At 47.5% G+C, this 5184-nt stretch carries 4 protein-coding genes; 1 reads left to right on the top strand and 3 read right to left on the bottom strand.

Annotated elements, in window-relative coordinates:
- The 3 genes from Q0L39_RS10495 to hsdR all read right to left on the bottom strand — a co-directional run.
- Window positions 1-1457 (bottom strand): class I SAM-dependent DNA methyltransferase (locus tag Q0L39_RS10495; protein WP_296629000.1); only part of this gene is annotated, 1457 nt, incomplete at its 3' end.
- Between the two features lie 16 nt (window positions 1458-1473).
- Complete coding sequence (locus Q0L39_RS10500) at window positions 1474-1986, bottom strand: hypothetical protein (protein WP_296629002.1); 513 nt, start codon at window positions 1984-1986, stop codon at window positions 1474-1476.
- Window positions 1987-4329, bottom strand: a complete 2343-nt coding sequence (gene hsdR / locus Q0L39_RS10505) for an EcoAI/FtnUII family type I restriction enzme subunit R (protein ID WP_296629004.1) — start codon at window positions 4327-4329, stop codon at window positions 1987-1989.
- A 293-nt stretch (window positions 4330-4622) separates the two neighbouring features.
- On the opposite strand from hsdR, the gene Q0L39_RS10510 reads away from it, so the two are divergent.
- The gene (locus Q0L39_RS10510; RefSeq protein WP_296629005.1) at window positions 4623-4955 is read left to right on the top strand and encodes a helix-turn-helix transcriptional regulator; all 333 of its coding nucleotides are present in this window, start codon (window positions 4623-4625) and stop codon (window positions 4953-4955) included.
- The last annotated feature ends 229 nt before the right edge of the window (window positions 4956-5184 follow it).

Below are 5184 nucleotides of genomic sequence, written 5' to 3' on the forward strand. Positions count from 1 at the left end.
AGGCTGGTGATCTGCTCCAGCACCCGATCAATCTCTGCGTTGAGGGAGGCTCGCTGCTCCTCGTACCGATGAATCAAATCCATGGGGGCCAGGATTTCTTCTTCCTCGTGGGGATAACCGCACTGGTCAAGGTTGTAGCCCAACTCTTCAGTAAGCTGATGAACGGTGAACTTTTTGGCCTTGTCGAAGCCGTCCTCGGTGATCTCCTGCCGGTTGTTCCACCAGTCCAGAACAGGCTGGAAGTGCTCCAGCTTCATGGGCTTGGTTTTGGAGAAATGCTTGTACCCCTCCGGCATATCCAGACGGTAAAACCAGGTTTCCTCGGTGGGGCGGGTGTTGTCAAAGAACAGGATATTTGTGGTGATGGAGGTATAGGGAGAGAACACACTTCCCGGCAAGCGGATAATGGTGTGCAGATTAAACTCCCGCAGCAGTTTTTTCTTGATATTCACCTTAGCATTGTCGGTGCCGAACAGGAAACCGTCGGGGAGAATCACTGCCGCCCGGCCATCCTGCTTTAACCGATACATGATGACGGACATGAACAGATCGGCGGTTTCCGAACTTGCCAAGTCTGTGGGGAAATGGTTCTTTACATCCGCCTTTTCGCTGCCGCCGTAGGGAGGATTCATGAGAATCACGTCCACTTTATCCTCCTCAGTGTAGTCCAGAACGTCGTGAAGCAGCGTATTGCTGTGGTACACCTGGGGCACATCCAGCCCGTGGAGCAGCAGATTGGTGACACAGAGCATATAAGGAAACTGCTTTTTCTCAATGCCATAGATAGAATTGGAATAGGCTTCTTCGTCCTCGGTGGTCTTGACCTGTTTTTTCAGTTCTTTCAGCCAGCTGACGATAAAACCGCCGGTGCCGCAGGCAAAGTCAGCCATGGTTTCCCCAATCCGGGGCTGGATGACCTGGGCCATAAAGTCCGTGACCGCCCGGGGGGTGTAAAATTCACCGGCAGAACCGGCACTTTGCAGCTCCTTCAGAATGGTTTCGTAAATCTCGCCAAAGGCGTGGCTTTCCTCATAGTCGCCTAAATCCAGATCATCGATGACGTTGATTACCTGCCGCAGCAGGACGCCGTCTTTCATGTACTGGTTGGCGTCGGCAAAGGTGGTCTGCACAATGGCTTTGTAAATAGGCGTAGATGCATCCACTGGCAACTTTTTCAAAGTAGGGAACAAAGTGTTGTTGACGAAGTCCAGCAGCTTGTCGCCGGTCATGGCCGTGCCGGATTTATCATCATGGGCCCAGTTCTGCCAACGGCAGTTCTCCGGCAGGATGGAAACATAGGCATCGTCATTGAATTCCCAGTCCTGCTCCTTTGCATCGTACACTTTCAAAAACAGCATCCAGGCAATCTGCTCAATTCTTTGGGCATCGCCGTTGATGCCTGCGTCGTTGCGCATAATATCCCGCAAACGCTTAACAAATCCGGTTAAATTGCTCATTCTATTTTTTCCTTCTTTATCGTCCGTATTTTTCAAACATCTCTTTTGCTCTGCCTTCGGTAAACAGCCATTCTTTCGGGATCTGATCCACCGTTCCATAAGCAGCTGCGGAGGCTCCCCATTCATGATGTTCATAGAGGATGGTGTCTCCACGGCCTCCAGCTTCATTGCACATAACTTCAGCAATTTCCTCCGGAGAAGCCAAATACATTCTTGGCATATCTGAGGCGGCTGTGCCCTTGAACTGCACCAAGCAGAAAATTGTCTTTTTGTGATGCCGGTGCAGCCATTCCTGGACAGCTTCGTGGTAGGTGCGTCCTTTTTTCAAGCTTTGGGTTAGTCCCCAGCTTCCGTCCTGACTGCCTTTGACGGAAATTTTCAAAATATCATCTCCGGAAACTGCAATCAAATCATATTCAGGCTGATTCGCACCATATTGTACCGATACATCATAACCAAAGCGGGCAAACATTGCGGCGGCAAACGCCTCAGCAGCCACACCAACATGCCAGGAGCTCATAACCTTCATTTAGCCCACCACTTCCTCATAAATAGCTTGCTCTAGTTCCTTTACCGCCTTCAAATAACCTTGCTTGCCGCCAAAGTATCCAGCAATTTTGGCAGGCTTGCCCAGCTTTGCAAAGGGGTCAAGCTTCAATATTTCGGTCTTTTCGATTTCATAAATGCCGGTGTTCTTGTACTTATCCAAAAGCGCCTCCAGGACTTCTCGAGCTGCACCGCTGTAGCGGCTCAGGAAATCCCGCTTTTTCACATTGTTGGCACGCTCTTTGCGGGTAAGCGGTTTCTTGTCGAAGGCAATGTGGCAGATAAAGTCAAAATCATCCACGTCGGACATGTCCTGATCTGCTTTCAGATTTTCCAAATCAATTCCCCGCTCTCGGAGCAGGTCCCGAATCTGCTCTTTCTTTTCCTGGGCAGACCATTGACGGATGAAGTTATCCAGGGACGCATACTCGCCCAGAATGTTCTCTTTCGTATAATCCACAATACTTTCCTGGCGCAGCAGTTTACCGTTGGCGTCGTAGACTGACACGGTTTTGTGAATTATCTGCACTTTACAGCCGTTTCTGTCTACGATGGGTTTCTGTTTTGAATCCGACGGTAGATTCTGCCCATCTTTTTCTCCATCATCCGGTGTGTCTTTGGTATTTGGCTGCTTTTCTCCTGGTGTGAACCCTTCGTTCATTTCAATGGGACCGTCCCAGTCTGGGTCAGCAAACAGGCGAGTTACATTTCGGAAATCCATGACCACAAAATGAGTCTTTCCTTCTTTTTCCCGCAGACGGGTTCCACGTCCAATGATCTGCTTGAACTCGGTCATAGAACCAATCATTTCATCCAGCACAATCAGCTTGGTCATTTTGCAGTCGGCACCGGTAGACAGCAGTTTGGAGGTGGTGGCGATGACTGGGTACTTGGCTGACACGGAAATGAAATAGCTTAGCTTCTTTTTGCCGTACTCATCCCCGCCGGTGATGCGCACCACATAATCGGGATTCTTTTTCATCATATCGGCGTTTAGCTTCGCCAGCGCATCCCGCATCCGCAAGGCAGCATCCTCCGTAGCGCAGAACACGATGGTCTTTGCCGTGCGGTCGGTACTTTTCAGATATTTGGTGATTTCTTCTGCTACCTGCTGGATGCGGTCCTCAATGATGATGTTGTAATCGTAATCACTGTTGGTATAAATTCGGTCTGGAATTTCGATACCATTGACATCTCTTTGGCCTTTCCGAGGACGCCAACCTTCTCCAATGTCGGTCATAATGTTAATGACCTTAAACGGTGCAAGGAAGCCATCCTCAATGCCTTCTTTCAGGCTGTATGTATAAATTGGCTCTCCAAAGTAGCTGAGATTGGAGATGTATTTGGTTTCTTTTGGCGTAGCGGTCATACCAATCTGCGTTGCAGACTGGAAATATTCCAGAATTCTGCGCCAGCGGCTTTCTTCCTTGGCAGAACCTCTGTGGCACTCATCTACAATGATCAAATCAAAGAAATCCGGAGAAAACAGCTCGCTGAAATGTTCTTGATCATCATCACCCACCAGCTGCTGATAAAGGGAAAAATACACCTGGTGAGAAGTGATGGTAGTTTTATCATCCTTTGCAACGTTAATTTTGTGTGTCACTTTTTCCAGCGGGGCAAAGTCCTGCTGGATGGACTGATCCACCAAAATATTACGGTCTGCCAGATAGAGAATCTTTCGCTTCAGTCCGCTCTGCAGCAACCGGTATACAATCTGGAAAGCCGTATAGGTTTTCCCAGTTCCGGTTGCCATTACCAGCAGAAGCCGCTGCTGCCCTTTGGCGATTGCATCGACAGTTCGGTTGATTGCAATGCGCTGGTAATAACGGGGTGGGTAGGTATTCTGACTGGTAAAATAAGGCTGTTCCAGAATCACTTCTTGTCTGGGCGATAAATCGATTTCTTGTTTGTAACGCGCAATCAGTTCCTGCTCTGTGGGAAACTCGTCCAAACCGAACTTCCGCTCCTGCCCAGTCAGAAAATCATGCTCAACAAATCCGTCTCCATTGGAACTGTAGGCAAAAGGAACATCAAGCATTCTAGCATAGGTGATAGCTTGTTGCAGGCCGTGAGAGACACTGTGAGTGTTGTCTTTTGCCTCCACAATGGCAATGGGGTTATTGGCATTCAGATACAGTACATAGTCTGCCCGCTTGGGTTTTTCGCGAAAAACCAGATTACCCTTCAAATTGATCTTGCCATCTGTTATTTGTGTCTCCATGGTGATTTTTTTGATATCCCATTTGGAGGTAATCGCTGGAGTTATGTATTGCAGTTTGATATCCTCTTCGCTCATTTGATGCTTTGGTAAAATGGTTCCCATGAAACATCCCCCGTATTCTTGCGATAGATTCGGTCTACCAATTTTCAGCTTGTTTTGATTATAGCAAAGAACAGAAAAAACTTCAATTTATAGTTTTGAGGCATTTATAAATCACTACTATGTGCCAACACTCTTGGTTAATGCTATAAAGCGTCATACTTTGTATTCTTTTGTCTATTTTACTCTACTCGTATCTATTGAATACGCAATCGTATTTAACTCCTCATTCCAAATAAAATCAAAACCCCATATACTTGTTGTTACAGTACCAGATAGATGAGGGGTTATACTCAATGGATATTGACTTCACACTTACCGGGCAAAGAATCCGGGAGGCTCGGCAATATAGAGGATGGACTGCCGATGTGTTGGCTGAGAAGGTTGCCCTTGCAACAGAGTCTTTGCGCCATATCGAAAACGCCTCCAGTAAACCTAGCCTTCAGACATTATTCAGGATTGCAACAGAGTTGGATGTATCTTTGGATTACATCACTGGACGAACTCCGGATCTTACCTCGGCATTCACCGACAGCTATAGCAAAAACTTCGGATTAAGTGAGCAGCAGGAGCGTATGATCCAGGATGTTATCAAAAGCATCGTTCCCGTGGTTGCAAAATATCTTTAACATAGTCAAATGAGCCGCTACCAGTGTAGCGGCCCTTTACTTTTTTCTGGCGATTCTTCATATAGCAGCTCAATCTAAAAGACCTGCATGATTTAGAACGGAACAGTTAAGCCAGAATAAAATACAAAATGCTTATCGCCTTAACTCAGCAGACCACAAGATGTAGCGACGGCTCTGGTTAAGCGAAGGAAAATCTGATCGCCGGTCATGCGGCGGTTGAAGCGGAAGC

The sequence above is a fragment of the uncultured Negativibacillus sp. genome (genome assembly GCF_944388365.1).
Lineage (GTDB): Bacteria > Bacillota > Clostridia > Oscillospirales > Ruminococcaceae > Negativibacillus.